A 26,139-nucleotide genomic window follows, 5' to 3' on the forward strand; every position below is an offset into this window, starting at 1 on the left:
AATGGCAAAGCAGGTCTCCAAGGCCCCGCTTCTGACGGTCGAGGATCTTCGCGTCACCTTTCCGACCCGCACCGGCGACGTGCAGGCCGTGCGCGGCGTTTCCTTCGCGCTTGGCCGCGAAAGGCTCGGCATCGTTGGGGAATCCGGTTCCGGCAAGTCGCAGACTGGCCGCGCGATCATGGGGCTGACGCCCGGCCATGCGAAGATCAGCGCGCGAAAACTCGCCTTCGGCGACCGAGACCTGCTCACCATGCCGGCCCGCGAGCGGCGGCAGCTGCGCGGCAAGCAGGTGGCGATGATCCTGCAGGATCCGAAATATTCGCTGAACCCGGTGATGACCATCGGCCGGCAGATCGTCGAGACGTTGAGGACGCATGAGCGAATCTCGACCTCGGCCGCCAAGGCCCGGGCGCTCGCCATGCTGGAGGCGGTGCAGATCAGCGATCCGGAACGGGTCTTCTCGCTCTATCCGCACGAGGTTTCCGGCGGCATGGGGCAGCGGGCGATGATCGCCATGATGCTGGTCTGCGGCCCGGAACTGCTGATTGCCGACGAGCCGACCTCGGCGCTCGACGTCACCGTGCAGCTCGAAGTGCTGGGTATTCTCGACAAGCTGGTGGCCGACCGGGGCATGGGGCTGATCTTCATCTCCCATGATCTGAGGCTCGTCTCCTCCTTCTGCGACCGCGTCATCGTCATGTATGCCGGCCGGATCGTCGAGGAACTGCCAGCCGCCAATCTCTCCGATGCGCAGCATCCCTATACGCGCGGGCTGTTGAACTGCCTGCCGACCATCGGTTCCGACCGGCATCCGCTGCCGGTTCTCGACCGCAAGCCGGAGTGGGCGCTATGACATCGGCTCTTTCGATCCGCGACATGGTCGTCACCTATGATGAGTTCGCCGCACTCGATCATGTCAGCTTCGATATCGGCACCGGCGAATCCTTCGGCATCGTCGGCGAATCCGGCTCCGGCAAATCGACGCTCCTGCGCGCCATATCCGGCCTTGCCTCTTTCGACCAAGGCACGCTCAGCGTTGCCGGCCGCTCTTATTCCGGACGCAAGCGCGACAAGGAGTTCTACCGCACCGTCCAGATGGTCTTCCAGGACCCTTATGGCTCGCTGCATCCGCGCCAGACGGTCGACCGGCTGCTGCTGGAACCGCTGGTCATCCACGGTTTCACCGATATCGAGACACGCATCAACCGCGCGCTGGACGAGGTGGGTCTCGGGTCCGGCTTCCGCTTCCGGTATTCGCACCAGCTTTCCGGCGGCCAGCGGCAGCGCATCGCGATCGCCCGGGCGTTGATCCTGGAGCCGAAGATCCTGCTGCTCGACGAGCCGACCTCGGCGCTCGACGCCTCGATCCAGGCGGAAATCCTCAACCTGCTCGAACAGGCGCGCCGCGACCGCAACCTCACCTTCGTGATGGTCAGCCACGATCTCGGCGTGATCAGCCATATGTGCGAACGGCTTGCGGTGATGAAAACCGGCAAGGTGGTCGAGACGGTGCCGCGGAAAGCACTGGAAAACCGCGAGTTTTCAGCCGAGTATACCCGCCAGCTGCTCGTCGCCAGCGAAGGTTTCCGCCGCGGCTGACGGGCGTCTCGATTTTATGTATGTCACCATCCCGAAACCGGCCCCCGCTTTCGGGCGACATGTTTCAGCCGGCAGGATCGCATGCAGCTTCGGGCTCTTATGTATTTCGACGAACTGGTCCGCACCAATTCCATGCGGGCGGCGGCCGAAAATCTCAACGTCGCGGCGACTGCCGTGTCGCGCCAAATCGAGAATCTCGAACATTATTTCGGCACGCCGCTCGTCGAGCGCAGCAATCGCGGCATCAAGCTGACGGCGGCCGGCGAACTGCTGGCGGCGCGGGCAGGGCGGACGCTGCGCGAACTCAAGCACGTCCACCAACTGATCGACGATCTGCAGGGCCTGCAGCGCGGCAAAGTGGTGATCTATGCCAACGGTGCGACCGTCGCCAATTTGATCGCTCCGGTGCTTGCCGAATTCAGCCTTCGCTATCCGAAGCTCCGGTTCGAGGTGGCGATCACCAGCGCCCGCGAGGCGGTCGAGGCGCTCGCCGCCGCCGAAGCCGATCTTGTCGTGACGCTGTTTGCGCCGAAGATATCCGGGGTGAAGGTGCGGCTGCGCTCCGAAATTACCTATGACGTGATCATGGCCGCCGACCATCCGTCCGCCGGCGCAAGCGAACTCACCCTGCGCGACCTGATCCACATGCCGCTCGCTCTGCCCGACAAGAACTTTGGCGCTCGGCAGGCCTTCGAGGAACTGTTCACCAAGGACGGGCTGGAACTCGATCCGGTGTTCGTCACCGGCTCGCTGGAAATGCTGAAGGAACTCGTGTTGCGCCGCGCGGCGGTCACGCTTCTGCCGGCACTCGCCGTGCAACGGGAAATCGATGCCGGCCAGCTTGCCGCGGTGCCGCTTGCCGCCGGCAAGGCGGTGCGCACGCCGATCGATCTCTGCGTCGCGCCCGACCGGCAGCTCTCTTTCGCGGCAGGCAAGCTGGTCGACTTTATCGAGCGTTTCATGCGCGGTGCGGATACCCGCAAATCGACGCTCAGGAAAGCGACTGCTTAAGTGCTCCAGTGTAGCGTTTTCGGCTACACAGAGAACACAAAATTCTGCATTGTGTGTGCACCTGCGAAATGACACACTTTTTGCAATTGATGATCCTGCAGGTGCCGATCAGGCTGGGTCGCATGTCAAAAAGGGGATGATGATGGGCAGGACGACGTTTCTGGGCTCCGCGACTTTTCTGAAAAGCGCAGCCTTCGGCCTTGTGATGAGCACAGGCCTTCTTTTGGGACAGACGGGGGCAGAGGCGGCGGCAAAGACCGCAATCACCGTCGGTATGGCGATCGAACCGGCCGGGCTCGATCCGACGATCGCCGCACCGGTGGCGATCGGTCAGGTGACCTGGCAGAATATTTTCGAGGGCCTGACGACGATCGACAAGGACGGCAAGGTCAAGCCGCAGCTTGCCGAAAGCTGGCAGATCTCGCCCGATGGCCTGACTTACACATTCAAGCTCCGCCAAGGCGTCAAGTACCATAACGGTGTGGCTTTCGATTCTTCCGTCGCCAAGTACTCGATCGACCGCGCCCGCGGTGCGGATTCCGTCAACCCGCAGAAGCGCTATTTCGCCTCGATCGACACGGTCGAGACGCCGGATGCTTCGACGCTCGTCCTGAAGCTCAAGCAGCCGGCCGGCAGCCTGCTCTACTGGCTCGGCTGGCCGTCCTCGACGATTGTTGAGCCGAAATCGGCCGCCGACAACAAGACGACCCCGGTCGGCACCGGCCCGTTCAAGTTCGTCAGCTGGTCCAAGGGTTCCAAGGTCGATCTCGCCAGGAATGCCGACTACTGGAACAAGAGCATCTCGTTGAAGCTCGATACCGCCGCCTTCCGTTTCATCAGTGATCCGCAGGCCCAGGCCGCGGCTCTCAAGGCCGGCGATGTGGATGCCTTCCCGGAATTCGGCGCGCCGGAACTGATCAAGTCCTTCGAGGGCGACAAGCGGCTAACGACGGTCATCGGCAATACCGAGCTCAAGGTCGTCGCCGGCATGAACAACACCCGCAAGCCGTTCAGCGACAAAAAGGTGCGTCAGGCCCTGATGATGGCGGTTGACCGCGCTACCGTGGTCGAAGGCGCCTGGTCCGGTTTCGGGACGCCGATCGGCAGCCATTACACGCCGAACGACCGCGGCTACAAGGACCTCACCGGCGTCTATCCCTATGATGCCGCCAAGGCCAAGGCGCTGCTGGCCGAAGCCGGCTTCCCGAATGGCTTCACCTTCACCATTAAGGCGCCGCAGATGGCCTATGCGCAGCGCACCTCGCAGGTGCTGCAGGCGATGTTTGCGGAAATCGGCGTGACGATGAACATCGAGACCACCGAATTCCCGGCGAAATGGGTGGCCGACGTGCTGAAGGCCGCCGACTACGACATGACCATCGTCGCCCATGCGGAACCGATGGACATCGACATCTATTCCCGTGATCCCTACTACTTCAACTACAAGAACCCGGCCTTCAACGATGTGCTGAAAAAGGTCGAGATGACCTCCGATGCCGCCGGACAGGAAAAGCTCTACGGCGAGGCACAGACCATCCTTTCCAACGACGTGCCGGCGCTCTTCCTGTTCGTCATGCCGAAGCTCGGCGTCTGGGACGGCAAGGTGAAGGGCCTGTGGGAAAACGAACCGATCCCCTCGAACGTGCTCACGGATGTGCATTGGGAAGAGTGAAGTTCACGCGATGAGTTGGAGTGAAGTGCGTGCGGCAGACCGATCTCCCCCCTTGAAGGGGAGATGCCCGGCAGGGCAGAGGGGGGTAGTTCCCCATATTCTTCGACAATTGTGTTCGCGGCGCCACCCCCCTCTGTCATCTCCGATGACATCTCCCCCGCAAGGGGGGAGATCAGAGGGAGTATGCCGCCCATGATCTCCCTCCTCATCCGCCGCATCCTCAGCCTTGCCGTCACGCTGCTCATCGTCTCGCTGCTGATCTTCACCGTCATGGACCTGCTGCCCGGCGATCCGGCGGCGATCATGCTGGGTACCTCGGCGAGCCCGGAAACGCTTGCCGCACTCCAGAAACAGTTGGGTCTCGACCAGCCGCTTCCCGTGCGCTACCTCGCCTGGCTCGCCGGGGTCTTCCGGGGCGATCTCGGGCAGTCCTATACCTATGGCGTGCCGGTCGCAGGGCTGATCGCGGAGCGGCTTGCAGTCACCCTGCCGCTGGCGCTCATTGCGATCGTTCTCTCGGTGGCGATCGCCATCCCTCTCGGGGTTCAGGCGGCACGGAAGCATAACGGCGTGTTCGATTTCGCAGCCGGCCTCTTCTCCTATATCAGCATCGCGGTGCCGGCCTTCTGGGTCGGGCTGCTGCTGATCATCCTGTTCTCGACCATGCTCGGCTGGATGCCGGCCGGCGGGTTTCCGGGCTGGGATGCCGGCTTTCTCGCCGGCCTCAAGGCACTGATCCTGCCGGCTGTAGCGCTCGCTTTGCCGCAGGCCGGCGTGCTGACCCGGGTCGCCCGCGCTGCGGTGCTGGAAGTGATGAACGAGGATTTCGTACGCACTGCCCGCGCCAAGGGCGTGAGCGACGGCGTCGCCATCTGGCGGCATGCGGTGCCGAATGCGCTGGTGCCGGTCTTCACCATGCTCGGTCTGCAATTCACCTTCCTGATCGCCGGCGCGGTGCTGGTCGAGAACGTCTTCAACCTGCCGGGCCTTGGCCGGCTCGCCTATCAGGCGCTTTCCCAGCGCGATATCATCGTCATGCAGGACGTCGTGCTGTTCTTCTCGGCCCTGGTGATCCTGATGAACTTTCTGGTCGATCTCGCCTATCTGGTGGTCGATCCGCGTCTGAGGGCAGGCGCTCAATGAGGAAAGCTCTCCGCCGCCCCGTCTTCCTCATCGGGCTCGCCATCACGCTCGCGCTGTTTGCCGTGGCGCTGGTCGCCATCGTCTGGACGCCGTTTCCGCCGACGAAGATGAACATCGTCCAGAAGCTGAAGGCCCCGCTCGATTTTGGCCTTCTCGGTACCGACCAGTTCGGCCGCGACGTCGCCTCGATGCTGATGGTCGGCGCCTGGAACTCGCTGTCGACCTCCATCCTCGCCGTCCTCCTCGGCGCAAGCATCGGCACGGCAACCGGCGTCATCGTTGCCATGCGGCGCGGCTGGCTGGAGCTCGTCGTCATGCGCGGCTGCGACATCGTCTTCGCCGTGCCGCCGATCCTGTCGGCGATGATGCTCGGCGCCTTCATCGGTTCAGGACGCTTCACGGCGATCATCGCCATCGGCGTGTTCATGGTGCCGGTCTTCGCGCGGCTCTCGCTCGGCGCTGCCCTGCAGATCTGGACGCGGGACTATGTCACCGCCGCCGTCAGCATGGGGCGGCCGAAAGCAAAGATCACGCTCGTGCATGTGTTGCCGAACATTTCCAACCAGATCATCGTGCAAGTGACGATCCAGCTCGGCCTGGCTATCCTCACCGAGGCGGGCCTGTCCTTCCTCGGCCTCGGCATGCCGCCGCCGACGCCCACCTGGGGGCGGATGCTCGCGGATGCTCAGACCTTCCTCGGCCAGGCGCCGTGGCTGGCGCTGATGCCGGGGCTTGCGATCGCGCTTGCCGTGCTCGGCCTCAACATGCTCGGCGACGGCCTGCGCGACCTTCTCGATCCCCGCGACAATTCCTGATTTCGAAACGAAGATATTGCCATGAATGACCTCCTGAAATTGACGATCCACGAATTGCTCGATCTTTATTCGGCCAAGAAGCTGTCGCCCTCGGAATACTGGCTGGCCGTCGAGGATCGCGTCGCCGCCTTCGAACCGCATGTGCAGGCGCTCTACCTCTATGATCCGGAGAGTGCGCGGGCGCAGGCCGCTGCCTCGACCGAACGCTGGATGCAGGGCGAGACGCTGGGCGTGCTGGACGGCATTCCGGTGACGCTGAAGGAGCTGATTGCCACCAAGGGCCAGCCGGTGCCGCTCGGCACGGCGGCCGTCGAACTGACGCCTGCGGCCGAAGATGCGCCGATCGCGGCCCGCTGCCGTGAGGACGGTGCGGTGATCTTCGCCAAGACCACGTGCCCGGACTACGGCATGCTCTCCTCCGGCCTGTCGAGTTTCCACCATCTGAGTCGCAACCCGTGGGACCTGACGCAGAACCCCGGCGGTTCGAGCGCCGGCGCTTCTGCCGCCGGCGCCGCCAGTTTCGGCCCCTTGCATATCGGCACGGATATCGGTGGCTCCGTGCGCCTGCCGGCCGGCTGGACCGGGCTGTTCGGCTTCAAGCCGAGCCAGGGCCGCATCCCGGTCGATCCCTATTATGTCGGGCGCTGCGCCGGGCCGATGACCCGCACGGTCGGGGATGCCGCCTATTCCATGGCGACGCTGTCGCGGCCCGATTGGCGCGACGGCACCTCGCTGCCGCCCAACGATTTCGACTGGCTGGATTTCGATATCGACGTGAAGGGCATGAAGATTGGCCTGATGCTCGATGCCGGCATCGGCCTTGCCGTGGACGAGGAGGTCCGCGATGCCGTGGTGGCCGCCGCCAAACGTTTCGAGGAGGCGGGCGCGATCATCATTCCAGTTGGGCCGGTGATCACCCGCGTCATGCTCGACGGGCTCGACAGTTTCTGGCGCTCGCGGTTCTGGGGCGACATCGAGACCATGCCGGAAGAACGTCGGGCGCTGATCCTGCCCTATATCTACCAGTGGGCGGAAGGCGGCACTTCCATTTCCGGCGTCGAGGCGGTGCGCGGCTTCAACCAGACGATCGAGATGCGCAAGACGTGCGGCCGCCTGTTCTCCACCGTCGATGCGGTGATCTCGCCGACCAACCCGATCGTCTCCTATCCGGCGGAATGGGCGTCCCCTACCAACGATCCGGCGCTGCCCTTCGAGCATATCGGCTTCACCGTGCCGTGGAACATGTCGGAACAGCCGGCCTCCTCGATCAATTGCGGTTTTTCGAAATCCGGCATGCCGATCGGCCTGCAGATCGTCGGCCCGCGCTACGACGACCTCAGGGTGTTGAAACTGTCGCGCGCCTTCGAGCAATGGACCGGCGGCGTCACCGCCTGGCCCGAACCGCCGGCCGCCTGATCCTCTCCAGCTTATTCGGCTATTTCACCTCCCGTGCGCTGGCACGGGGGAACAATCGCGCTTTTGCCGCGTTCACCGGCGGCCACAGAAACGCAACGTGAGCAGGATGCGCGGGTCGTGCGTTTGCTTGCTTGGGAAAATGATCCCTTCCGCGTTTCCAACGTCGTTTGATCCCGCGCAAAGCCTTCCCCGGCGCGCATCCTCTAAGGTCCGCAAAACAAGGAGATCGATATGCCTGCAGCCAACCCCACGACCGACTTCACCCGCAATGGCACCGGCCCGAACTCGGCAACCAACAAGGATGTCGAAGCCCAGATCCAGCAGCTCCGGGACGATATCGCAGCGCTCGCCCGCAGCGTTGCCGCCGTCGGTAACGAGAAGGCCAGCGAATACAAGGGCAAGGCCCGCCGGGTCGCCAACGATGCCGCAGACGCTTCGATGCAGATGGTGGAAGCCGCCCGCGATCAGGCCCTGTCGATGGAAAAGGACCTGGAGCGCCAGATTCGCACCAACCCTATCCAGGCCGTCGCCATCGCCGCCGGCGTCGGGTTCCTGTTCGCGCTGCTGACGCGTCGCTGATGATGACAGGCCTTGGTCCCCTTTTGGCTTCGCTCGCCGCGATGGATATCGCGGCGTTCGCGCGCAAGCTCAAAAGAAACGCGATGCTCTATGCCTTCGTGCTGCTTTTCCTGCTGACGGCCTATGGGCTGGCGGTGGCGGCGCTTGCCGTCTATCTCGCCGGAATCTGGGGACCGCCGATCGCGCTGCTTGCGGTTGCCGGCGGTGCGCTGCTGCTGGCATTGATCTTCTACCTTTGCGTGGTCATCGCCAACGCGTCCGAGCAGCGTCGCAAGCGGGAAGCCGCAGCCTCCAACAGTTCCAAGGCGCTGATGATGACGGCGGCTCTGACGGCATTGCCGCTGCTCGTCAAATCGCGCCCGCTGCTGCTTGTTGCGATCGTTGGTGGTCTCGGGTTCCTTGCTACGAAGACCATGGGCGCTTCCAACCGCCGGTATTCCGATCCTGCCGAATAGGCGCGGCTGATCTGATCTAGATAAACGGCCGCCTGCCTTCCGCGGGCGGCCGCCATTCCGCGACCTGATAAAGCCCCTCGCGGTTCCGCACCTCGCAACCTCGGTCGAGCCAGCGGACCAGTCCCTGGTCCACGAGCTTTCGCAACGTCTTGTTGGTGTGCACGAGCGACAGGCCCAGGGTGTCGGCCACATGCTGCTGTGTCAGCGGCAGTGGCGCAGGCTTGTCCGCTGGAGCCGCACCCGTCGCCTTGGCGCGCGCATCGAGGAATGCCAGCAGATACGCGGCCCGTTCCCGCGCGGTCCGCCGCCCGATGCTCAGGATATGTTCGTCGAGCATGGACTCCTCGCGCGCGGCGAGCCAGGTGATGTCGTAGGCCAGCGACGGGTGGTTCTGGAACAGGGTCGGGAGCCGGTCGCGCTCGAACATGCAGAGCGTCATCTTCGTCAGCGCTTCGACCGAATGCTGCATCTCCACCATGATATTGCCCTGCAGGCCGACCAGGTCGCCCGGCAACACGTAGTTGAGGATCTGCCGCCGCCCGTCCTCCAGAATCTTGTAGCGAAAACCCCAGCCGGACAGCACCGTATAGAGCTGCGGATTGCTTTCGCCCTCCACCATGATCGACATGCCCGGATCGGCCAGCAATTCGCCGATCTTGAAGCTCGACACGAAGGCCAGCTCCTCGCGCGTAAAGTCACGGAAACCGGGGCGCTGGCGCAGCGGACATTGCTCGCAGGGTATGCGGGTGGGGACGACGGGTTTGGGATTTGCCATAGGACTCAATGAAAGAAGGAACCCACGAACAATAGTAGGCTGTTTTCCCACCGTCTGTGTCTTTTTTAAATGACCACGCGATCTTTCGGTGGTCTAGCCCGATTTCATTGTCGAAATTTAGGGCGGACATTTCTTTGCGGATCCTCGTCGTCGATCGGGAATTTCTGGTGGCCATGGAAGTAGAGGCCGTGCTTGCCGAGGCCCTTCCCTGCGAAGTACAGATCGCCACGCCGCGCAACTATGCGGTCGAGCTGGAGCGCGCCCGGTTCAACGTGATCGTCATCGATTCCGCGCTGATCGATGCGGAGAACGGGGAGGCCGCCCGTCGACTGCGAGCCTCCGGGGCAGGCCTGGTTTTCACCACGCTCGGGTTCGAGGATATGGCTGGCATGCAGGGCTGGGACGGAATTACCGTCGTCTCCAAACCCTTCGACGACCACCACCTTGTCGAAGCCGTCAAAAACGCCGCCCGGGTGTGAGCGGCGTTTTCTCCATTTCCGGATCAGCTGCCAAAGGCGCGTGAGGTGATCGCCGCGTCGCCCGCGTCGGGGCCGTAATCGCCCTCGCCGGAGACGCCGAGCAGTTCCTGCAGGCGGGTACGGGCGCGGGAAACACGGCTCTTGATCGTGCCGACGGCACAGCCGCAGATCGCAGCGGCCTCCTCGTAGGCGAAGCCGGCGGCACCCACCAGAACGATCGCCTCGCGCTGGTCGTCGGGCAGCTTGTCGAGCGCCTTGCGGAAGTCCTGCAGGTCGAGACGGCCATATTGCTCGGGATGGACCGAGAACCGCTCGCTGAACAGGCCGTCGCTGTCCTGCACCTCGCGTCCGCGCTTGCGCATCTGGCTGTAGAATTCGTTGCGCAAGATGGTGAACAGCCACGCCCGCATGTTGGTGCCGGCGGTGAAGCTGGTCTGGTTCGCCCAGGCCTTCATGATCGTATCTTGCACAAGGTCATCCGCCTTGTCGTGCCGGCCTGTCAGGGATACCGCGAAAGCACGCAGATTGGGCAGCGACGCGAGAAGGTCGCGCTTGAAGCCGCGATCGTCGATCTCGTCTTCTTTACTCATTTTGCGTTCACCGGCTTAGCGTTCTTCTCCGCCTGTTCCAGGCGCTCGAGGAGATTGAGAAAACGATCCGGAATCCCTTCCTCCTGCACCGCGTCGTAGAAGTCCCGCAGCTTGCGGGATATGGAAGCGTTCGGCGGCACCGCTCCGGGTCGGACTTCATGGGGCTGGATTTCTGTCATCTCTTCTTTTTTTCTATTTTCGTCACTCATCACGCGGGCAGCCTGTTGCGATATCGTCGGGCAAAGGAATTCCTGGCGGGAAAAAAAGTTCCACTCTTGCGGAACTTTTTTTGCAGGCCCACGTTCATTGCAGGTCAATTGCCCGCTGGGCACCGAGGGAGATTTTGTATGTCACTCACCACACGCGTTGCGTCTCACCTTCCATATCTGCGTCGGTATGCTCGCGCCGTCACCGGATCACAGACTTCGGGAGACGCCTATGTTGCCGCGGTCCTGGAAGCGTTGATCGCAGACGTTTCGATTTTCCCTGAAACGTCCAAGGACCGTGTCTCGCTTTATAAACTGTTTGTCGCGATTTTTGGTTCCACCGACATCGAGATCCGCCCGATCGAATCGCCGTTTGCCTGGGAACAGCGCGCGGCAGCCAATCTCTCGATGCTTCCCTCCCAGTCCCGGCATGCCTTCCTGCTGGTCTCGGTCGAAGGTTTCACCATCGAGGAAGCCGCCGAAGTTCTCGATGTCAGCACGGGCGAGGTGAATCGTCTGCTCGACGACGCCACCCGCGAAATCTCGCGCCAGGTCGCAACCGACATCATGATCATCGAGGACGAGCCGCTGATCGCGCTCGACATCGAGCAGATGGTGCAGGATCTCGGCCATCGCGTCACGGGCATCGCCCGCACCCACAAGGAAGCGGTGTCGCTCTTCCAGTCCTCGCATCCGAAAATGGTGCTTGCCGACATCCAGCTCGCCGATGGCAGCTCGGGCATCGACGCGGTCAACGAGATCCTGAAGTCTTCGAGCGTGCCGGTGATCTTCATCACCGCCTTCCCGGAACGGCTTCTGACCGGTGAACGCCCGGAACCGGCCTTTCTGGTCACCAAGCCTTTCAACCCGGATATGGTGAAGGCGTTGATCAGCCAGGCGCTGTTCTTCAACGAAGCAGTGAAGGCGGCCGCTTGATTCCACCGGCGGCAGTCGCGCGGGCGGGCCGGAACAAAATGCAACAGGTGGCGTTCTGGCGCATCCGAAAAGGAAAAACCATGTTGTATTATGCTCTTGTCTGTCTGCTCGTCGCGATCTTCACAGGTGCGCTCGGCTTCAGCGGCATTGCGGGTACGGCCACCGGTCTCGCGCAGCTCCTGTTTTTCCTGTTTCTCGCGCTGCTGCTGATATCGCTGGTCGTCGGGTTGTTCCGGCGCGTTTGACGTCTTATAAAAGGTGGATAATCATACTCATAAATCCGGGCGCCTGCCTACGCAGCAGGCGCCCGGTTTCCCCGGAAAGCCCGCAGACGGAGTGAGGAATTTGGTGCATCCCCTGACATGGCAGCAGGCTGGTCAGAGTGATGACAAGTTACGCGAATTTTTCATGCCGGCCTTGGTGGATCTCGGCGCCAGCATCATGATCCAGGATGCGGGCGGCAATTATCTCTTCGTCACCCATCTTCCGGAGGTCTGGGCCGTCGAGCATGTTCAGACCCCGACCGATATCAGCCTGTTCGGCGACGATGTGGGTGCAAAACTCACGACCCTCAAGGGCGGCATGACGGAACCCGGTCGCAAGGGGCATATCGAGATTTCCATCGGCACCGAGCAGATCTACGAGTTCCGCGTCCAGACGGTGGAGTTCGCCAAGGGCGGCCTGCATTTCGTCACCACGATCATCGACCGTTCCGAGGAGCGTCATCGCGAGCGGCTGCTGCGCGCGCTGCTGCGCGAAGTCAGCCACCGGTCCAAGAACCTGCTCGCCATCATCCAGAGCATTGCGCTGCAGACGGCGCGCTATTCCGGCTCGCTGGAACTCTTCCTGCACAAGTTCCGCGGACGGCTTTATTCCCTCTCGCAGAGCCAGGACCTGATCACCGATTCCAGCTGGCGCGGCGCCTATTTCTTCGAACTGGTGCAGCAGCAGACGGAAAAATACCTGCCCGAGAACAAGCATCTGGTGCGCGTGCACGGCGACAATATCCTGTTGACGCCGAACGCCTCGCTGCATATCGGGCTGGCGCTGCACGAACTGATCGTCAATGCGGTCAGCCACGGTTCGCTGTTGCGCAGCGGCCGGGTGATCAACGTCACCTGCACCCGCATGCACCTCAACGGTCATGACTCGCTCGAAATGATCTGGGACGAGGTGCTGGATGCCAGCCAGAGTTCGGATGATACCGAGGATTCATTGAAGGCGCATTTCGGCAGTACGGTGCTGGAACGCGTCGTACCCGCCTCGGTCAACGGCAAGGCGCAATACGTCATCTCGAACGACCGCATCAGCTATCGGCTGGTATTCCCGCTGGAGAGCGGAGGGGATTGAGGGATGGTCGTTAGTGGCTAGTCGTTAGTGAGTAGTTTTCGAGGTCGCCCGCTGACCTCTCGCAACGAAAGCATTTGCCAAAATCCTGCTCCGTCGTAGCGATCACTACCCACTACCCACTACCCACTACCCACTACCCATAAAACTGAGCTGGCCCGGTTCCGATTGACGGAGCCGAGCCAGTTCGTCTCTTCGAGGGGGATTGAAGAGTATGTCCGAAGGCTTTGTAGGGCGGGGGACGGGGGGTCGCCTTCGAACAATGTGATAACGAACGCCCCGGAAATAAGTTCCAGGGCGTTCGAAAAAAAATTCAGTGCTTGCGAAGCCAATCGTCGACCTCGCGGTCGGCGTCTTCCTGGGCCTTGCCGTAACGCTCCTGGATCTTGCCTGCGAGCTGCTTGCGGTTGCCGGCGATCACGTCCATGTCGTCACGGGTCAGCTTGCCCCATTGCGCCTGGACCTTGCCCTTGAACTGTTCCCAATTTCCTTCGACCTGATTCCAGTTCATCGCCTGTTTCCTCCTGATTGCTGACGGACCATTCCGCCGGTCGCCAAACTACGTTCGAGGCCTGCTGTTCCAGCCAGCCAAACAAAAATGGCGGCTGAAGCCGCCATTTTTCGAGGATCGTTTTGCGGTCAGTGTTTCAGCGCACGCGGGTCGAGCGCGTCGCGGATCGCGTCACCCATGTAGTTGACGCTGAGCACGGTCAGCGAGATCGCCAGACCCGGCCAGAGTACACGCGAGGGCGTCAGCTGCAGGAAGTTGGCGCCGTCGAACAACAGCCGTCCCCAGGTCGGGAAATCCGAGGGAAAGCCGAGGCCCAGGAAGCTCAGCGCTGATTCCGTGATGATCGCCGAGGCGATGCCCAATGTCGCCGAGACCATGATCGAACTCAGCACGTTGGGCAGGATGTGCCTGAGGATGATCCGGTATTCCCGCATGCCGCTCGATTTGGCCGCCAGGATGAATTCCTGGCTTTTGACGGCCAGCACATCGCCGCGCACGATACGGGCGGTGTGCATCCAGCTTGTAATCCCGATCACGAAGACGATCAGGATGAAGATACCGGTTTCCGGTCCGAAGGCGGCCCTCAGCGTATCGCGGAAGAGCATCAGGATGACGAGCAGCAGCGGCAGGAGCGGCAGTGCCAGGAACAGGTCGGTGATGCGCATCAGCGGGCCATCGAGCCTGCGGATATAACCGGAGACCACGCCGACCAGGGTTCCGAGGAAAAGCGCCAGCAGCATGGCCGTGATGCCGACGGCCAGCGAGATGCGGCCGCCGGCCAGCACCTGGGCAAGCATGTCCTTGCCGAGATTGTCGGTTCCGAACGGATGAGCCCAGGAAGGCCACTGGTTCTTGTCGCGGATGTTGATGGCGTTCGGTGCGACGCGATGGATATAGGGGCCGACAAAGACCGCCAGCACGATGAACGTGAAGACGATCAGCCCCGCCACTCCGCCCTTGTGGGAGCGGAACTGGCGCCACATGTCTGCGAACGCCGAACGGGTGGGGGTTGCCGCCTTGGCGGGCGGCGTCGCTGTTATGGTCGCATCAGTCATAACGGATCCTCGGGTCAAGAATGCCGTAAAGCACGTCGGCGATGAGGTTGAAGAGAACGATCAGCACCGCAAAGATGAAGGTCAGGGTCTGGACGAGCGGGATATCGGCCCCCTGTACCGCGATGATGAGGAGCTGGCCGAGGCCGTTCACGCGAAAGATCTGCTCGGTGATGATGGCGCCGGAGAAGATCGTCGGCACGCCGAGCGCGATCACGGTGACGACCGGGATCAGGCTGTTGCGCAGCACGTGGATGAGCAGAACCGACTTTTCCTTGACGCCCTTGGCGCGCGCCGTGCGCACATAGTCCTGATGCAGGTTGTCCAGCATCGAGGCCCGCACGAAACGGGTGATCTGCGAGGCGTTGAAGAGCGACAGGACGGTCACCGGCAGAGCCATCTGCTTGATCTGCTGAACGAAGCTCGAGAAGTCGTTGACGACAAGATTGGTGTCATAGACCGACGGGAACCATTGCAGGTAGGAGGAGAAGATGACGACCAGCAGGACGCCGGTGAAGAAGGTCGGCACCGAGTAACCGACCATCGACAGGAAAGTGCCGATCTGGTCGAAAATGGAATACTGCTTGTAGGCGGAGATGACCCCGATCGGAACGGCGATCATGACGCCGAACAGATAGGCCAGGCCGACGACCCACAGTGTCTGGGGCAGGCGCTGGACGATCAGGTCGACGACCGGGCTTCTGGTCGCCCAGGACAGCACCCGCATGCGGTTGCCGTCGCCGAACTGCCATCCCGTCAGGCGCTCGAGGATGTTGAGCGGTTCGTTGATGAAGAACTGCTGCAGCCAGTAGAGATAACGGAAGAAGAATGGCTGATCGAGGCCGAGCGATGCGCGGATCTGCTCGCGGACCTCTGGCGGGATCGTCAACGGCAGGTCGCCGGTCGGATCGTTGGGTGCAAGATCGAGCAGCGCGAAAATGACGAAGCTGATAATCAGCAGCGTCGGGATTGCGAAGAGCAATCGCCGCAAAGTGTAGGTGAACATCAATAAGTCTCCAGACTAGCGCGGAGAAGAAAATGCGGGCGCGGGGCCTGCGCTGAGCGCAGGCCCCGCGATCGGCATTACTTCGCGCGCGACCAGTCGGCGACGTTCCACAGTTCGCTATCCCAGGCATTCATCTTCACGCCGGCAAGCTTGAGAGAATGCGAGGAGACGCTGCCGCGGTGGACGAGCGGGATATGCGCGCCTTCCTCGGTCAGCATGTCGTTGAGCTGCTTGGCAAGCGTGGCGCGCTTGTCGAGTTCGGCGGTTTTCGAAAGTTCGCCGACCAGCTTGTCGTAGGCCGGGTTGCAGTAACGCGGGATGTTCTGGCCCTGCCAGCCGTTCGCCGGGCCCGGAACCTTGTCGCACAGCCATTCTGCGAGATATTTTTCCGGGTCGGTGCCGTCGAAGTTGTTGGTGTACATTTCCACATCGGCATAGAACTTCTGGAAGGTGTCAGGAGATGCCGGATCGCCGCCGAAGAAGACCGAGGCGCTGGCGTTGCGCAGTTCAGCGCCGACGCCGATCTGCGACCACATGTCCTTCACCAGTTCCTGGGTGGCTTGGCGAACCGAGTTGGTGGACGTGGAGTAGAGATAGGAGAGCTTCACGCCATTCTTGGCGCGGATGCCATCCGGGCCCTTCTTCCAGCCGGCATCGTCAAGCAGCTTGTTGGCGGCTGCGAGATCCTGCTTCAGGCACCAGCTGTCGTTCTTGGTCGAAGCGACGGCATCGGGTGCGGGAACGATGTTGCAGGTTGCCTTGCCGGCAGCGCCGTAACCGGCCTCAACGATGATGCTGCGGTCGATGGCGAGCGACAGTGCGCGGCGAACGGCCGGGTCGGAAAGCGACGGATGCGGGCCGGCTTCCTTGGTGGAGCGCTTTGCGCCCAGCGACGGGTCCGCATTGTAGTGGTTGAGGTTGATACGTTCGACCTGGGTGCCGAAGGCGGTTTCGAGCTTGCCCTTACCGGCTGCGACCATCTTGGCGAGGATTTCCGGCTCTACCTGCATGTTCCAGGCATAGTCATATTCACCGGTTTCAAGAACGGCGCGTGCAGCCGACGCCGCGTCACCGCCGCCCTTGAGGGTGACGGTCGCGAAGGCGGGCTTGGCCGCATCGCGGTAGTTGGTGTTGGCGGTCAGCGTGATGACGTCGTTCGGCTTGAATTCCTTGACGACGAACGGGCCGGTGCCGATCGGGCCGAAATTGGCCGACGTGCAGCCCGGCGCCTTGGCACCGACGCAGTTTTCGAACTGCTTCTTCTGGATGACCGGCGACTGGGCGCCGACAAAGGCGCTGTAGGGATAGGGCTTCGGTTCGGTGAAGGTGATCTTGACAGTCTGAGGATCCGGGGCCTCAACGCTCTTGACGCCTTCATACTGGGCGGCCTGGGCGCAGCCGCCATCCGGCGCGATGCAGTATTTCCAGGTGAAGATGACGTCGTCGGCCGTGAAAGGCGTGCCGTCCGACCATTTGACGCCTGGCTTGATCTTCCAGGTCATGCTCATCAGGTCCTTGGCGACGCCGCCGTTCTCGACGGTCGGAATCTCGGTGACCAGCGTCGGCACCAGTTCGCCCTTCTCGTCGTAGCGGGCGAGCGGCTCGATGACCATCGAGGAAGCATAGACTTCCTTGGTGCCGCCGGAGAGGTAGGGGTTCATGGTGGAGACGGCCTGCCAGAACAGGATCTTCAGATCCCCGTCGGTGCCGCGGGCCGCGTAGGCGGCCGAGCCTGCAAAGGCCAAGGCGGCAACGGTGCCGGCCAGAAGAAGTTTGAGGTTTTTCATGCTGCTATTCCCCTTATCGTTCTCTTATGAGTTGTGGTTGGGCATGCCGGTCAAGCCGGCTTCTTGTGCCTCGGGACTGCGAAGTCGCCTTCCTCAACTTATTGACTTCGCAGCCTATTTCGCTCTGCTTCCTCCTCCGAAACTACCTTAAGAACATGTGGTATCCTGCCGCCTTTGGCGAGCATGATCAAATTTTGAGCCATCTAAGCATAGGCCTATTTTCCGTTCAAGCCGGAAAATTGAAGCTTGCAAAATCGTGCCATCGCGTCGCAATATCCGCCCCGACCAGAGTGGGAAACAGCAGAAAAACAATGAGGTCCGTATAATGCCGGTCATCAATCGCGTCGCCGAAATGCAGGATCAGGTTGCCGAATGGAGGCGCCATATCCACGAGAATCCGGAGCTGCTCTACGACGTCCACGAGACCTCGAAATTTGTCGCCGAGAAGCTGCGGGCCTTCGGCTGCGACATCGTCGAGACCGGCATCGGCAGGACCGGTGTCGTGGCAATCATCAAGGGCAGCCAGGGCGACGGTCCGGTCATCGGTTTCCGCGCCGACATGGACGCGCTGCCGATTCTCGAGACCTCCGGCAAGCCCTGGGCTTCCAAGACGCCCGGCAAGGCGCATTCCTGCGGCCATGACGGCCACACCGCCATGCTGCTCGGCGCAGCACAATACCTTGCCGAAACCCGCAATTTCAAAGGCTCGGTCGCGGTGATCTTCCAGCCGGCGGAAGAAGGCGGCGCCGGCGCGCTCGCCATGATCAACGACGGCATGATGGAGAAATTCGGCATCAAGGAAGTTTACGGCATGCATAACGAGCCGCGGCTTCCGGTCGGCAATTTCGCCATCCGCAAGGGCGGCATCATGGCGGCGGCCGACACGTTCGAGATCACCGTCCACGGCCGCGGCAGCCATGCCGCCCAGCCGCACAATTCGATCGACCCGATCCTGATCTCCTCGCATATCGTGCTGGCGCTGCAGTCGATCGTGTCGCGAGAGACCGATCCCCTGAAGTCGCTCGTCGTCACCGTCGCCTCCATCCATGGCGGCGAGGCGAGCAATGTCATCCCGGCCTTTGTGAAGATGACCGGTACGGTGCGCACGCTGCTGCCGGAAACGCGTGATTTCGCCGAAAAGCGCCTGAGCGAAGTGGCGCAATCGACCGCGATCGCACATGGCGCCACGGCCGACGTCATGTATCGCCGCGGGTATCCGGTCACCTTCAACCACGATAACGAGACCGATTTTGCGGCCGAGATCGCCGGCAAGGTCGCCGGGCCGAAGGCCGTGCTGACCGGCATGGCGCCGCATATGGGCGCGGAAGACTTTTCCTACATGCTGGAAAAGCGCCCCGGCGCCTTCATCTTCATCGGCAATGGCGATACCGCGAGCCTCCACAACGCGGCTTATGACTTCAACGACGAGGCTATCCCCTTTGGCGTCAGCTATTGGGTCACGCTTGCCGAAACCGCGCTCGCCGCCTGAACCAGGAGATCTCCATGCTGCTTTCGGGAACTTCCATGGAACAGGGCGGCGGTTCGGTGACCCCCGTCCTGTCGGTCCGCAATCTTTCGACCTCGTTCCGCGTGAACGACGAATGGCGCACTGTGGTGCGCAACATCTCCTTCGATGTGGCGCCGCGCGAGACGGTGGCGATCGTCGGCGAATCGGGCTCAGGCAAGAGCGTCACCTCGCTGTCGATCATGCGACTGCTGCCGAAGAATACGAGCAAGATCGAAGGCCAGATCTTCCTCAACGGCCGCGAGCTGCTGTCGCTGCCGGAAGAGCAGATGCGCCGCGTGCGCGGCAAAGACATCTCGATGATCTTTCAAGAGCCGATGACCTCGCTCAACCCGATCTTCCCGATCGGCAAGCAGATCGCCGAGGCACTGACCGTCCATACCGACATCAGCAATGCCGATGCGAAGGCCGAGGTCATCCGCCTGCTCGAAAAGGTGCGCATCCCGAACGCGTCGTCGCGTTTCGACGAATATCCGCACCAGTTCTCCGGCGGCATGCGCCAGCGCGTGATGATCGCCATGGCGCTCGCCGCCAGGCCGAAGCTGCTGATCGCCGACGAGCCGACCACTGCGCTCGACGTGACCATCCAGGGCCAGATTCTCGACCTCATCAAGGTGCTGCAGGAAGAGGAGGGCATGTCGGTCCTGTTCATCACCCACGACATGGGCGTCGTCGCCGAAGTCGCCGACCGCACCATCGTCATGTATCGCGGCGATGCAGTCGAGACGGGCGAGACCAGCGACATTTTCCACCGCGGCCAGCACCCCTATACCCGCGCGCTTCTCTCCGCCGTGCCGCGGCTCGGTTCGATGGGCGAGCGCAAGCTGCCGCTGCGTTTCCCGATCGTCGACGTCAAGACCGGCGAACAGCAGCCGCTCGCCGACGTGACCGACACGGTCGGCAAGGGCAAGACGCCGATATTGGACGTCAAGGACCTGACGACCCGCTTCGATATTCATTCCGGCCTGTTCGGCCGCAAGTCCGGCGCCGTGCACGCGGTCGAAAAGGTCTCCTTCAACCTGTTCCCGGGCGAGACGCTGTCGCTGGTCGGCGAATCGGGCTGTGGAAAATCGACCACGGGCCGCTCCGTCACCCGTCTGATCACGCCGACCAGCGGCGAGGTCACTCTCGACGGCTATGAGGTGATGAAGCTTGACCAGCCGACGCTGCGCCTGATGCGCCGGTCGATCCAGATGGTCTTCCAGGACCCGTTTGCCTCGCTCAACCCGCGCATGAGCATCGGTTCGGCGGTCATGGAGCCTTATATCGAGCACGGCCTCGGCACCAAACAGCAGGCCCGCGACAAGGCCGCCGGCCTCTTGGAGAAGGTCGGCCTTTCCGCCGACATGATGAAGCGTTTCCCGCACGAGTTTTCCGGCGGCCAGCGCCAGCGCATCGCCATCGCACGCGCCCTGATGCTCGACCCGAAGATCATCGTCGCCGACGAAGCGGTCTCGGCGCTCGACGTGTCGATCAAGGCGCAGGTTTGCAACCTGCTTCTCGACCTGCAGCAGAGCCTCAATCTCGCGTTCCTGTTCATTTCCCACGACATGGCCGTCGTCGAGCGCGTCAGCCATCGGGTGGCGGTCATGTATCTGGGCGAAATCGTGGAAATCGGCCCGCGGGCGGCGGTGTTCGAAAACCCGCAGCATCCCTATACGAGGAAGCTGATGTCGGCGGTGCCGGTGCCTGATCCATCGCGCCGCCGGATCAAGCGCAACATGTCGACCGACGAGATCAAGAGCCCCATCCGCCCGGTCAACTACGTGCCGCCGAAGCGGGAGTACCGCGAGGTTTCCGCGGGGCATGTGGTGCAGGTGGCGTAAGGGTTTTCCACGCTGCCAGTGATTGCCGAATTTGCCGGTCGCCCGGATTTCTGGTATCTTTGTGATGTCAGAAATCCGGGCGATTTGCCGTCTTGATATGAGGACACTTTCTCACATGAGCGACAAAGACACGATCCGGCAACGCACTCTTGAAGCGGCGCATCTCCAAATGATCGAGGGCAATCCCCTCGATGTGGACGACATGGCCATGTTCGAGATGTTCGACCGTGAAGGGTTTTCGACCGAGGAGCAGTTGGCCTATGTTCGCGACGACCTGAAAAAGCGAATGCGCGAAAAGGAAGAGTTGATTGTTTCCGCTGTCGCCAGACGATAGCCCGCTGCCTAGATGAGCGACGATCCGTACGTCTATCCAGGTACGAAAATCTTACGAAACAAGCTGGATATCAGAGACCCCGCTGAGCTGGATTTTGCGGAGCGTCGGTTTTCGACCATTCGTGTCCGGCAAGGCATTCCACGAGGCGATTTCGATCTCAAGCATCTGAAGGCAATCCACCGCCACCTTTTCCAGGACATCTATGAATGGGCGGGGCAGGTGCGGACGGTCGAGATTTCCAAGGGCGAGAGCCAATTCCAGTTCCGGCAATATATCGAAATCGGCATGGCCGATGTTCACCGCCGCATCGCGAAATCCGATTTTCTGCAAGATCTGGAGCGATCGGTATTTGCGACAGAGGCTGCCCGGATTATCGGCGACGTGAACTATGTCCATCCTTTTCGCGAAGGGAACGGCCGGACCCAGCTGCAATATTTGAAACAGCTTTCGGAGCGGGCAGGCCATCCCCTCGACCTGACGAAGATCGACGCGGCCGGATGGCTGGAGGGGTCGAAAGAAGCTCACCGTGCTCAATACGATCTCATGGGACGGGTGATAAACGATGCGCTGCGCCTGACGTGAGGGAGTGGTCGTCAGGGAGTGGTCGTCACGAGGTTCCCGCAGGCTATATCATAAAGGTTGCATCACTCTTCCCCCGCCGTTTCGCCGTTTGACAGACCATCCGAAACCATGGCAGCAACACGCGGAGGAGAATTTCTGCCATGGCAAAACGGTCTGATACGCAGGGGCGGCTCGACGATGCGGCAAGAGCCGGCTGGCTCTATTATGTCGCCGGGCGGACCCAGGACGAGATCGCTGCGGCCATGAGCATTTCGCGGCAGTCGGCGCAGAGGCTGGTGTCGCTCGCGGTTGCCGAGCGGCTGATCAAGGTGCGCCTCGACCATCCGATCGCCGCCTGCCTGGAACTCGCCGAGGGCTTGCGCAAGAAATACGATCTCAAGCATGTGGAAGTGGTGCCGAGCGACCCGGCAGGGATCTCCAGCACCGTCGGGATCGCCGAAGCCGGAGCCGCCGAAATCGAGCGCTGGCTGAAACGGCCGGACCCGATCGTCATCGCGGTCGGCACCGGCCGCACGCTGAAGGCTGCCGTCGACCAGCTGCCGCCGATGGAATGTCCGCAGCATCGGATCGTGTCGCTCACCGGCAATATCGGGCCGGATGGGTCGGCCGCCTTCTATAACGTCATCTTCTCGATGGCAGACGCGATCAAGGCGCGGCATTTTCCGATGCCGCTGCCGGTTCTCTGTTCCTCGGCCGAGGAGCGCGAGACCCTGCACGACCAGGCGCTGGTACGCTCGACGCTCAAGCTCGGGGCGCAGGCCGACGTCACCTTCGTCGGCATCGGCGAACTTGGGCCTGACGGTCCGCTCTGCGTCGACGGTTTTCTCGGCAAGGAGGAGATGCTGAAGCTCGTCCAGGAAGGGGCGGCCGGTGAGATCTGCGGCTGGGTCTATGACAGCCAGGGCCGGCTTCTCGCCAATTCCATCAACGACCGCGTCGCCAGCGTGCCGATCCCCCCTCGAGAGACCTCCTCCGTTATCGGGATCGCTCAGGGGCGCAAGAAATTCCAGGCGATTTCCGCCGCGCTCAAGGGCAATATCATCAACGGTGTGATCACCGACGAGGCGACTGCAGAGCAATTGCTCGCTCGCTGAGCAAAAATTATAGTTAGTCAAATCAAGGACATGACCTTCCTCTGCTGCAATGCAGCGACGAATGGCGATTGACTTTTGGTGGCAATAAGTGGGTAATTGCCCATGAGCAAAGCGAATGCTCGTTACTCATCTTCTGGGAGGAAGATATGACATTGAAGACGATTTTGCTGGGCGCTTGCTCGGCGCTGGCGCTTGCCGGCCTTTTCTCCACCGCGGCTTCGGCCGAAACCCTCACCATCGCGACGGTCAATAACGGCGACATGGTCCGCATGCAGGGCCTCACCGCCGAGTTCACCAAGGCCAATCCGGACATCCAGATCAACTGGGTCACGCTCGAAGAAAACGTTCTTCGCGAGCGCGTCACCACCGACATCGCCACCAAGGGCGGTCAGTACGACATCCTGACGATCGGCAATTACGAAGTTCCGATCTGGGCCAAGCAGGGCTGGCTGCTGGAGCTGAACAAGCTCGGCGACAAGTACGACACCAACGACATCCTGCCGGCGATCAAGGGTGGCCTGACGGTCAACGGCAAGCTGTATGCCGCACCGTTCTACGGCGAGTCGGCGATGATCATGTATCGCAAGGACCTGTTCGAGAAAGCCGGTCTGAAGATGCCGGAAAACCCGACCTGGGAATTTATCGGCGACGCGGCCCGCAAGATCACCGACCGCAAGGCTGACGTGAACGGCATCTGCCTGCGCGGCAAGGCCGGCTGGGGCGAGAACATGGCCTTCATCACGGCGCTGACCAACTCGTTTGGCGGCCGCTGGTTCGACGAGAAGTGGAACCCGCAGTTCGACCAGCCGGAATGGAAGGCTGCCCTGCAGTTCTACGTCGACCTGATGAAGGATGCCGGTCCGGCCGGCGCCTCCTCGAACGGCTTCAACGAAAACCTGACGCTGTTCCAGCAGGGCAAGTGCGGCATGTGGATGGATGCCACCGTGGCGGCCTCCTTCGTCTCCAACCCGAAGGATTCCAAGGTTGCCGACAAGGTGGGTTACGCGCTCTTCCCGACCAAGGGCGAGCTGAAGAACCACGGCAACTGGCTGTGGTCCTGGAACCTCGCCGTTCCGAACTCTTCGAAGAAGGCCGACTCGGCGCAGAAGTTCATCTCCTGGGCAACCAGCAAGGAATATACCCAGCTAGTCGCCGCCAAGGAAGGCTGGGCCAACGTTCCTCCGGGCACCCGCACCTCGCTCTACAACAATGCGGACTATCAGAAGGCCGCCGCCTTCGCAGCGCCGACCCTTGCTGCGATGGGCGCTGCCGACATCACCAAGCCGACCGTCAAGCCGGTGCCCTATACCGGTGGCCAGTTCGTGGCGATCCCTGAATTCCAGGCGATCGGCACCAATGTCGGTCAGTTGTTCTCGGCAGTCGTCGCCGGCCAGTCCACGGTCGCCGATGCGCTTGCCCAGGCCCAGACGGCTACGACGCGCGAAATGAAGCGCGCCGGCTATCCGAAGTAACCTCCAGAGCCAACGGCTGTCCGGCAATCCTGCGCCGGACAGCCGGATCTTGGCCGAGATCACCCGCCTTGAGGCTTTGATGCGGGCCGATGATCGGGCAGGGCAATCCGGTAACAACCAGATAACAACAAAAACCTGCATCCTGCGTCCGTCTCCTTCCCCAAAAGAAAAAGGCGCGGGATAACTGGAACGATTACGTTCCATGGGAGGGCGTCGATATGGCAACGCAAAACACCAAGACGTTGGCGCGCCTGATGATGGCGCCCTCCGTTCTGCTTCTTCTCATCTGGATGATCGTGCCGCTGGCGATGACGCTGTGGTTCTCGTTCCAGAACTACAATCTGCTCGATCCGTCCAATGTCAGCTTCACGGGTCTCTTCAACTACCAGTTCTTCTATACCGACCCGGCCTTCTTCCAGTCGATCTGGAACACGCTGGTCATCGTCGGCGGGGTGCTGCTGATCACCGTCATCGGTGGCATCGCGATCGCGCTGCTTCTCGACCAGCCCATCTTCGGGCAGGGCATCGTCCGCATCCTGATCATCTCACCTTTCTTCGTCATGCCGCCGGTTGCGGCGCTGGTGTGGAAGAACATGATCATGAACCCGAGCTACGGGGTATTTGCCGACATCTCGAAATTCTTCGGGCTCCGGCCGATCGACTGGTTCGCGCAATATCCGCTTTTCTCGATCGTCATCATCGTCGCCTGGCAGTGGCTGCCGTTCGCGACGCTCATCCTGCTCACCGCCCTGCAGTCGCTCGATGGCGAACAGAAGGAAGCGGCGGAGATGGATGGCGCCAACTTCCTCAACCGCTTCATCTACCTGGTGGTGCCCCATCTCGCCCGGTCCATCACGGTCGTCATCCTCATCCAGACGATCTTCCTGCTGGGCGTCTATGCGGAAATCCTGGTCACCACCAATGGCGGCCCCGGTTACGCCTCCACCAACCTCGCCTTCCTGATCTACCGCACGGCGCTTCTCGGCTACGATGTCGGCGGCGCCTCGGCAGGCGGCATTATCGCAGTCGTGCTCGCCAATATCGTCGCCTTCTTCCTGATGCGCGCCGTCGGCAAGAACCTGGACCGGTAGGAGAAGATCATGGCACGCAACGTTACGACAAGACACAAGATCACCGCCACGGTCGCCGCCTGGATCGTCGCGCTGATCATCTTCTTCCCGATCCTCTACACGATCATCACCAGCATCAAGACGGAGCCGGAAGCGATCGCGGGCTTCAGCCTGTGGCCGTCCGGCACGTTCGAGAACTACATCACGGTCCAGACGCAGCGCGATTACCTGAAGCCGTTCATGAACTCGGTGATCCTGTCGGTCGGCTCCACCATCCTGGCGCTGATCATCGCGATCCCGTCCGCCTGGGCGATGGCTTTCTCGCCGACCAAGCGGACCAAGGACATCCTGATGTGGATGCTCTCCACCAAGATGATGCCGGCGGTCGCCGTGCTGGTGCCGATCTACCTCCTGTTCCGCGATTTCGGCCTGCTCGACAGCCGCATCGGGCTGACCGTCATGCTGACGCTGATCAACCTGCCGATCGTGGTGTGGATGCTCTACACCTATTTCCGCGAAATTCCGGGCGAGATCCTGGAAGCGTCGCGGATGGACGGGGCGGGTCTCTGGCAGGAAATCGTCTACGTGCTGACGCCGATGGCGGTGCCGGGCATCGCCTCGACGCTGCTCCTCAACATCATCCTCGCCTGGAACGAGTCGTTCTGGACGATCCGGCTGTCGACCACCAACGCGGCGCCGCTGACGGCCTTCATCGCATCCTTCTCCAGTCCCCAGGGGTTGTTCTGGGCAAAGCTATCGGCCGCCTCGACCATGGCGATCGCACCGATCCTCATCCTCGGCTGGTTCTCACAGAAACAACTCGTTCGCGGCCTCACGTTTGGCGCGGTTAAGTAAGG

General features: G+C 61.9%; 30 protein-coding genes. 22 read left to right on the forward strand and 8 right to left on the reverse strand.

Annotated elements, in window-relative coordinates; translation table 11 throughout:
- Position 1: 1 nt before the first annotated feature.
- From PMI07_RS19910 to PMI07_RS19950, 9 genes are all read left to right on the forward strand, one after another.
- Complete coding sequence (locus PMI07_RS19910) at positions 2–853, forward strand: ABC transporter ATP-binding protein (RefSeq protein ID WP_155956590.1); 852 nt, start codon at positions 2–4, stop codon at positions 851–853.
- Complete coding sequence (locus PMI07_RS19915; RefSeq protein ID WP_024163962.1) at positions 850–1,599, forward strand: ABC transporter ATP-binding protein; 750 nt, start codon at positions 850–852, stop codon at positions 1,597–1,599. The genes PMI07_RS19910 and PMI07_RS19915 overlap by 4 nt, the downstream gene beginning before the upstream one ends.
- Before the next feature lie 81 nt (positions 1,600–1,680).
- The gene (locus PMI07_RS19920) at positions 1,681–2,610 is read left to right on the forward strand and encodes a LysR family transcriptional regulator (protein WP_007775631.1); all 930 of its coding nucleotides are present in this window, start codon (positions 1,681–1,683) and stop codon (positions 2,608–2,610) included.
- Positions 2,611–2,752: 142 nt separating this feature from the next.
- Complete coding sequence (locus PMI07_RS19925) at positions 2,753–4,282, forward strand: ABC transporter substrate-binding protein (RefSeq protein WP_155956571.1); 1,530 nt, start codon at positions 2,753–2,755, stop codon at positions 4,280–4,282.
- 192 nt (positions 4,283–4,474) lie between these two features.
- On the forward strand, positions 4,475–5,425 hold the full coding sequence (locus PMI07_RS19930; RefSeq protein ID WP_007758213.1) for an ABC transporter permease: 951 nt from the start codon (positions 4,475–4,477) through the stop codon (positions 5,423–5,425).
- Complete coding sequence (locus PMI07_RS19935; protein WP_007758214.1) at positions 5,422–6,240, forward strand: ABC transporter permease; 819 nt, start codon at positions 5,422–5,424, stop codon at positions 6,238–6,240. Before PMI07_RS19930 ends, PMI07_RS19935 begins: the two co-directional genes overlap by 4 nt.
- Before the next feature lie 21 nt (positions 6,241–6,261).
- On the forward strand, positions 6,262–7,656 hold the full coding sequence (locus PMI07_RS19940) for an amidase (protein ID WP_007758215.1): 1,395 nt from the start codon (positions 6,262–6,264) through the stop codon (positions 7,654–7,656).
- A gap of 231 nt (positions 7,657–7,887) precedes the next feature.
- Entirely contained in the window at positions 7,888–8,235 is a 348-nt protein-coding gene (locus tag PMI07_RS19945) for a DUF883 family protein (RefSeq protein WP_007758216.1), read from the forward strand.
- Positions 8,235–8,690, forward strand: coding sequence for a hypothetical protein (locus tag PMI07_RS19950; protein WP_007758217.1), 456 nt, complete (start codon positions 8,235–8,237; stop codon positions 8,688–8,690). The genes PMI07_RS19945 and PMI07_RS19950 overlap by 1 nt, the downstream gene beginning before the upstream one ends.
- 16 nt (positions 8,691–8,706) lie before the next feature.
- Here the strand turns inward: PMI07_RS19950 and PMI07_RS19955 are convergent, their stop codons facing one another.
- Positions 8,707–9,465, reverse strand: a complete 759-nt coding sequence (locus PMI07_RS19955; protein WP_007758218.1) for a Crp/Fnr family transcriptional regulator — start codon at positions 9,463–9,465, stop codon at positions 8,707–8,709.
- Between the two features lie 134 nt (positions 9,466–9,599).
- Here PMI07_RS19955 and PMI07_RS19960 point away from each other — a divergent pair, with 134 nt between their 5' ends.
- Positions 9,600–9,944, forward strand: coding sequence for a response regulator transcription factor (locus PMI07_RS19960; protein WP_007758220.1), 345 nt, complete (start codon positions 9,600–9,602; stop codon positions 9,942–9,944).
- 23 nt (positions 9,945–9,967) lie between these two features.
- On the opposite strand, the gene PMI07_RS19965 is transcribed toward PMI07_RS19960, so the two are convergent.
- On the reverse strand, positions 9,968–10,534 hold the full coding sequence (locus tag PMI07_RS19965; protein WP_007758222.1) for an RNA polymerase sigma factor: 567 nt from the start codon (positions 10,532–10,534) through the stop codon (positions 9,968–9,970).
- On the reverse strand, positions 10,531–10,713 hold the full coding sequence (locus PMI07_RS19970) for a NepR family anti-sigma factor (protein WP_037087568.1): 183 nt from the start codon (positions 10,711–10,713) through the stop codon (positions 10,531–10,533). The genes PMI07_RS19965 and PMI07_RS19970 overlap by 4 nt, the downstream gene beginning before the upstream one ends.
- A gap of 168 nt (positions 10,714–10,881) precedes the next feature.
- On the opposite strand from PMI07_RS19970, the gene PMI07_RS19975 reads away from it, so the two are divergent.
- From PMI07_RS19975 to PMI07_RS19985, 3 genes are all read left to right on the forward strand, one after another.
- A complete protein-coding gene (locus PMI07_RS19975) occupies positions 10,882–11,676 on the forward strand; it encodes a response regulator (RefSeq protein ID WP_007758225.1) in 795 nt (264 codons plus the stop codon).
- A gap of 80 nt (positions 11,677–11,756) precedes the next feature.
- Positions 11,757–11,921, forward strand: coding sequence for a DUF1328 family protein (locus PMI07_RS34365; RefSeq protein ID WP_007758228.1), 165 nt, complete (start codon positions 11,757–11,759; stop codon positions 11,919–11,921).
- 163 nt (positions 11,922–12,084) lie between these two features.
- Positions 12,085–13,026: a sensor histidine kinase gene (locus PMI07_RS19985; RefSeq protein ID WP_245277195.1), complete on the forward strand. Its 942-nt coding sequence runs from the start codon at positions 12,085–12,087 to the stop codon at positions 13,024–13,026.
- A gap of 310 nt (positions 13,027–13,336) precedes the next feature.
- Here the strand turns inward: PMI07_RS19985 and PMI07_RS19990 are convergent, their stop codons facing one another.
- The 4 genes from PMI07_RS19990 to PMI07_RS20005 form a co-directional block, all read right to left on the reverse strand.
- Positions 13,337–13,534: a CsbD family protein gene (locus tag PMI07_RS19990; protein ID WP_007758233.1), complete on the reverse strand. Its 198-nt coding sequence runs from the start codon at positions 13,532–13,534 to the stop codon at positions 13,337–13,339.
- Positions 13,535–13,662: 128 nt separating this feature from the next.
- Positions 13,663–14,589: an ABC transporter permease gene (locus tag PMI07_RS19995; protein WP_007760185.1), complete on the reverse strand. Its 927-nt coding sequence runs from the start codon at positions 14,587–14,589 to the stop codon at positions 13,663–13,665.
- Positions 14,582–15,592 (reverse strand): ABC transporter permease, encoded by a 1,011-nt coding sequence (locus PMI07_RS20000; protein WP_007760186.1) that lies wholly within the window; start codon positions 15,590–15,592, stop codon positions 14,582–14,584. The genes PMI07_RS19995 and PMI07_RS20000 overlap by 8 nt, the downstream gene beginning before the upstream one ends.
- A gap of 77 nt (positions 15,593–15,669) precedes the next feature.
- The gene (locus PMI07_RS20005) at positions 15,670–17,379 is read right to left on the reverse strand and encodes a peptide ABC transporter substrate-binding protein (RefSeq protein ID WP_007760189.1); all 1,710 of its coding nucleotides are present in this window, start codon (positions 17,377–17,379) and stop codon (positions 15,670–15,672) included.
- Between the two features lie 325 nt (positions 17,380–17,704).
- On the opposite strand from PMI07_RS20005, the gene PMI07_RS20010 reads away from it, so the two are divergent.
- From PMI07_RS20010 to PMI07_RS20020, 3 genes are all read left to right on the forward strand, one after another.
- The gene (locus tag PMI07_RS20010; RefSeq protein ID WP_024163964.1) at positions 17,705–18,868 is read left to right on the forward strand and encodes a M20 aminoacylase family protein; all 1,164 of its coding nucleotides are present in this window, start codon (positions 17,705–17,707) and stop codon (positions 18,866–18,868) included.
- Positions 18,869–18,882: 14 nt separating this feature from the next.
- Positions 18,883–20,730, forward strand: coding sequence for an ABC transporter ATP-binding protein (locus tag PMI07_RS20015; RefSeq protein ID WP_007760492.1), 1,848 nt, complete (start codon positions 18,883–18,885; stop codon positions 20,728–20,730).
- 115 nt (positions 20,731–20,845) lie between these two features.
- Positions 20,846–21,064 (forward strand): hypothetical protein, encoded by a 219-nt coding sequence (locus PMI07_RS20020; RefSeq protein WP_007760490.1) that lies wholly within the window; start codon positions 20,846–20,848, stop codon positions 21,062–21,064.
- A 51-nt stretch (positions 21,065–21,115) separates the two neighbouring features.
- On the opposite strand, the gene PMI07_RS35770 is transcribed toward PMI07_RS20020, so the two are convergent.
- Positions 21,116–21,364, reverse strand: coding sequence for a hypothetical protein (locus PMI07_RS35770; RefSeq protein ID WP_245277207.1), 249 nt, complete (start codon positions 21,362–21,364; stop codon positions 21,116–21,118).
- Between PMI07_RS35770 and PMI07_RS20025 the strand changes: the two genes are divergently transcribed.
- From PMI07_RS20025 to PMI07_RS20045, 6 genes are all read left to right on the forward strand, one after another.
- Entirely contained in the window at positions 21,263–21,646 is a 384-nt protein-coding gene (locus PMI07_RS20025) for a Fic family protein (protein ID WP_245277206.1), read from the forward strand. The genes PMI07_RS35770 and PMI07_RS20025 overlap by 102 nt on opposite strands.
- Positions 21,647–21,786: 140 nt before the next feature.
- On the forward strand, positions 21,787–22,740 hold the full coding sequence (locus PMI07_RS20030; RefSeq protein WP_007760486.1) for a sugar-binding transcriptional regulator: 954 nt from the start codon (positions 21,787–21,789) through the stop codon (positions 22,738–22,740).
- 146 nt (positions 22,741–22,886) lie between these two features.
- Positions 22,887–24,212 carry a sugar ABC transporter substrate-binding protein gene (locus PMI07_RS20035; RefSeq protein WP_007760472.1) on the forward strand — a complete coding sequence of 442 codons (1,326 nt, stop codon included), beginning with the start codon at positions 22,887–22,889 and terminating at the stop codon, positions 24,210–24,212.
- 49 nt (positions 24,213–24,261) lie between these two features.
- The gene (locus PMI07_RS35990; RefSeq protein WP_280949775.1) at positions 24,262–24,396 is read left to right on the forward strand and encodes a hypothetical protein; all 135 of its coding nucleotides are present in this window, start codon (positions 24,262–24,264) and stop codon (positions 24,394–24,396) included.
- A 34-nt stretch (positions 24,397–24,430) separates the two neighbouring features.
- Entirely contained in the window at positions 24,431–25,303 is an 873-nt protein-coding gene (locus PMI07_RS20040; protein ID WP_007760469.1) for a sugar ABC transporter permease, read from the forward strand.
- A gap of 9 nt (positions 25,304–25,312) precedes the next feature.
- Positions 25,313–26,137, forward strand: coding sequence for a carbohydrate ABC transporter permease (locus PMI07_RS20045; RefSeq protein WP_007760466.1), 825 nt, complete (start codon positions 25,313–25,315; stop codon positions 26,135–26,137).
- Positions 26,138–26,139: the final 2 nt, after the last annotated feature.

Source organism: Rhizobium sp. CF080, from assembly GCF_000282095.2.
Lineage (GTDB): Bacteria > Pseudomonadota > Alphaproteobacteria > Rhizobiales > Rhizobiaceae > Neorhizobium.